Source organism: Shewanella sp. 0m-6, assembly GCF_052977325.1.
Window position 1 is genome coordinate 1 of the sequence record NZ_JBRIMD010000060.1, and the last position, 3,343, is coordinate 3,343.

Sequence of the window (3,343 nt, forward strand, 5' to 3'; positions counted from 1 at the left end):
AAAGGGCGGTGTCCTAGGCCTCTAGACGAAGGGGACCCGGACTGCATTAGACTCTGCAAAGAGTGAATACTCATTAAGTTCTGTAGGCTAAAACTTAACGCTTGCTGTAGTTAGGTGGTGGAGCCTAGCGGGATCGAACCGCTGACCTCAACACTGCCAGTGTTGCGCTCTCCCAGCTGAGCTAAGGCCCCTCACTAACTAAATCACTTTTGAGTGCACCGCGAACTATTCGTTAGCTGTGTCTCAACTGCGTGGCGCATTCTATGCAGCGCACCCAAAAGAGTCAACCCGTTTTTTACGAATTTATTCTATTTGCTACAAATTCAATCGCTTTGGAGATTCTTTGCTCTGTACGGACCTTGCCAACCAAGAATATGGTTAAATCAACAGCAGGAGACATACCAGCACCAGTAACTGCAACACGTAATGGCATACCGACTTTACCCATACCTACGTCTAATTCAGTCGCTGTATCTTCAATAGCTTGGTGAATAGCTTCTAAAGTCCACTCATTTAACGCAGCCAATTTAGACTGAATAAGAGTTAGTGGTTCAAGTGCAACACCTCTTAGGTGTTTTTTAGCTGCCGTTTCATCAAACTCTGCAAAGTCTTCATAGAAGTAACGACTAGAAGCCGCAAGTTCTTTTAGTGTTTTAGCACGTTCAGATAATGCTGAAACCACTTCAGACAGTTTTGGGCCATTACTTGTATCAATATTCTGATCAGCCATGTGCCATTCAAGGTGTGAAGCAACATACTCTGGATCTGATTCTTTAATATAATGCTGGTTTAACCAAATAAGCTTATCAGTATTAAAAGCTGAAGCAGCCTTATTGATATCATCAAGACTAAAGAACTGCTTCATCTCTTCTATAGAGAAAACTTCCTGATCGCCATGTGACCAACCCAAACGGACTAAGTAGTTAAGCAACGCTTCTGGTAAATAACCATCATCACGGTACTGCATAACCCCTACCGCACCATGACGCTTAGAAAGTTTAGCGCCGTCATCTCCCAAGATCATCGATACGTGTGCGTACTCTGGTATTGGTGCACCCAATGCTTTTAGGATATTAATTTGTCGTGGTGTATTATTGATATGGTCTTCACCACGGACAACGCATGTGATCCCCATATCCCAATCATCAACAACTACACAGAAGTTATAAGTAGGTGTACCTTCGGTACGAGCGATAATAAGATCGTCTAATGTACTGTTGGCGAATTCAATGCGACCACGCACATGATCATCAAATACCACACTACCTTCAGTCGGGTTTTTAAATCGCACAACAAAAGGTTCATCAGTATCACGTGGTGCTTTATCACGGCAGCAACCGTCATACTTTTGCTGTTCGCCCTTAGCAGCTTGTTCTTCACGCATTGTTTCAATACGCTCACGACTACAGTAGCACTTATATGCAGTGCCCTGCTCTAGCATCTGTGCAATGATTTCGTTGTAACGGTCAAAACGCTTGGTTTGATAGTAAGGACCTTCGTCCCAATTCAGGTTAAGCCATTCCATACCTTCTAAAATTGCAGCGCAGGCTTCTGGAGTTGAACGTTCAAGATCGGTATCTTCAATACGTAAAACAAACTCACCTTGGTTTGCGCGTGCATGTAACCATGAATAAAGTGCAGTTCGAGCACCACCAACGTGCAAAAAGCCTGTAGGGCTTGGAGCAAAACGCGTCTTAATTGTCATAATGGACACTGACCTATGTAGAAAGTCTAAATAATAGACTGTACTAATGAATGTGGAGCATATTCTAACAGCCAAAGCAGCTAGGGAAAATAGGTCTACTACTATATGGTAAATTTTATAGTTAAAATCTGCCATTCGGCCTAAATGCTCACTCGTTTAACGACCTAATACCAATCAGTATAAAGATGTGGTCGCTCAGCGAGAGTATAGCGGCACTGAGACAAGGTCATTAAATGCCCTAGGTAACTGCTCCTGCGTTACTCTACCGCCTATATCCATATAGTCGTGCATTAATGACATTCACCACATCTGACCTCCAGGGATAGAGGAAATGTCTTATGTATGTCGGGAACATACTAGACCATGTGGTTTGCAGCGAGTGAAGCGCATAGTTGAACTAGGTTAAGCTCCCTCTTGTTCCATAAGAGTCACAGTATCAGAGCCGCTAAAACTCGCCATTCTGGAGCGTGTTTGGCTGCCTACTTCTGCGTTGAACAACTTCACAAGGGAGCAACCATTCTTTCAGTTATTCGCCTTGAATTAGTTTGCCAAAAAACGTTCTGAGTAGATCAACGTCTTATACTGATTGGTATAACTCCCTCAATCAACCAAGTGCACCGTTACTCGTCTAAAACAGAGTTGAATCTAGCAGTCAACTTACATAACTCTACTTACATAACTCTACTTACATAACTCTACTTACATGATTTAACCTACATACTTAAACCTACATAGTTAAATCAATCTCACAGCTAGGAGTGGCGGAAGGTCATATCACTGCTATTGCAACGTTTGAACAAGGAGCTACTTACCACTTACATACTTAGTTAATTCGTTACTCCCCTTTTCTAGAACAATGACGTTTTAACTACGCATAGAACGAACTCTTTCCCCTTGTTCAAAGGAGAAGTAATCCACGATAAGTTTAGCGGCAGACTCCATTACATGATTGGTATTATAACTAACGTGACAGATGTCTATTTTACCGTGGGTAATATCAAACCAGGCTAATACCTGAAAGCTGATAGTTACAAGTCGATAGGTATTAGCAAGTAGAAAAAACGAGTTTAAACAAAGCCACAATACTGAGGTTCCGGGGATGTAAGACACTGACACGCTTTTTAGCTCTTACATATGCAAGAATTTTTAGATAGTAATATGCAAGAAGTTGAACCGAAAATTCCGAACAAAGATAAAGCTCCCCCTTAACATTAAAAATAAGGCCCTACTTACACGATCTAATGGCAGAGTTGCAGCAAATAACCAGCAAACAATTTTAATCTCGTTATAAAAAACGATATAAAATGCAATATCCAACACTATTCTATAAGTAATAATCGAGTAGTTAGTCATAATTGGGATAGATCGCCGCCCTACTTCAGTGAATACTTTGCAAAGTAAATACCTTAAAAGCTAATTTTTTACTCATTTTTTACTTGCATCTGCCGCATGCTGATTAACTATGCATCAACACGCACAAAATTGAACCGTACTCATTCTTTTATCTAAAAAAAGCGTTGACAGTAGATCGTTCATCCCTATAATACGGCCCCACACAGCGAGGTCGATTAGCTCAGCTGGGAGAGCACCTCCCTTACAAGGAGGGGGTCACTGGTTCGAGCCCAGTATCGACCACCA

At 41.7% G+C, this 3,343-nt stretch carries 2 protein-coding genes and 2 tRNA genes; 1 reads left to right on the forward strand and 3 read right to left on the reverse strand.

Annotated elements, in window-relative coordinates:
* Positions 1-115 precede the first annotated feature (115 nt).
* The 3 genes from ACVBJC_RS20295 to ACVBJC_RS20305 form a co-directional block, all read right to left on the reverse strand.
* Positions 116-191 (reverse strand) — tRNA-Ala (locus ACVBJC_RS20295).
* A gap of 104 nt (positions 192-295) precedes the next feature.
* Positions 296-1,705 (reverse strand): glutamate--tRNA ligase, encoded by a 1,410-nt coding sequence (gene gltX / locus ACVBJC_RS20300; protein ID WP_447162717.1) that lies wholly within the window; start codon positions 1,703-1,705, stop codon positions 296-298.
* An 864-nt stretch (positions 1,706-2,569) separates the two neighbouring features.
* Positions 2,570-2,821, reverse strand: a complete 252-nt coding sequence (locus tag ACVBJC_RS20305) for a hypothetical protein (protein WP_447162718.1) — start codon at positions 2,819-2,821, stop codon at positions 2,570-2,572.
* A 446-nt stretch (positions 2,822-3,267) separates the two neighbouring features.
* Here ACVBJC_RS20305 and ACVBJC_RS20310 point away from each other — a divergent pair.
* A tRNA-Val gene (locus ACVBJC_RS20310) sits at positions 3,268-3,343 on the forward strand.

Excerpts from the sequence above, each read along its gene's own strand:
- gltX (WP_447162717.1), bottom strand. The coding sequence starts at position 1,705 with ATGACAATTAAGACGCGTTTTGCTCCAAGCCCTACAGGCTTTTTGCAC.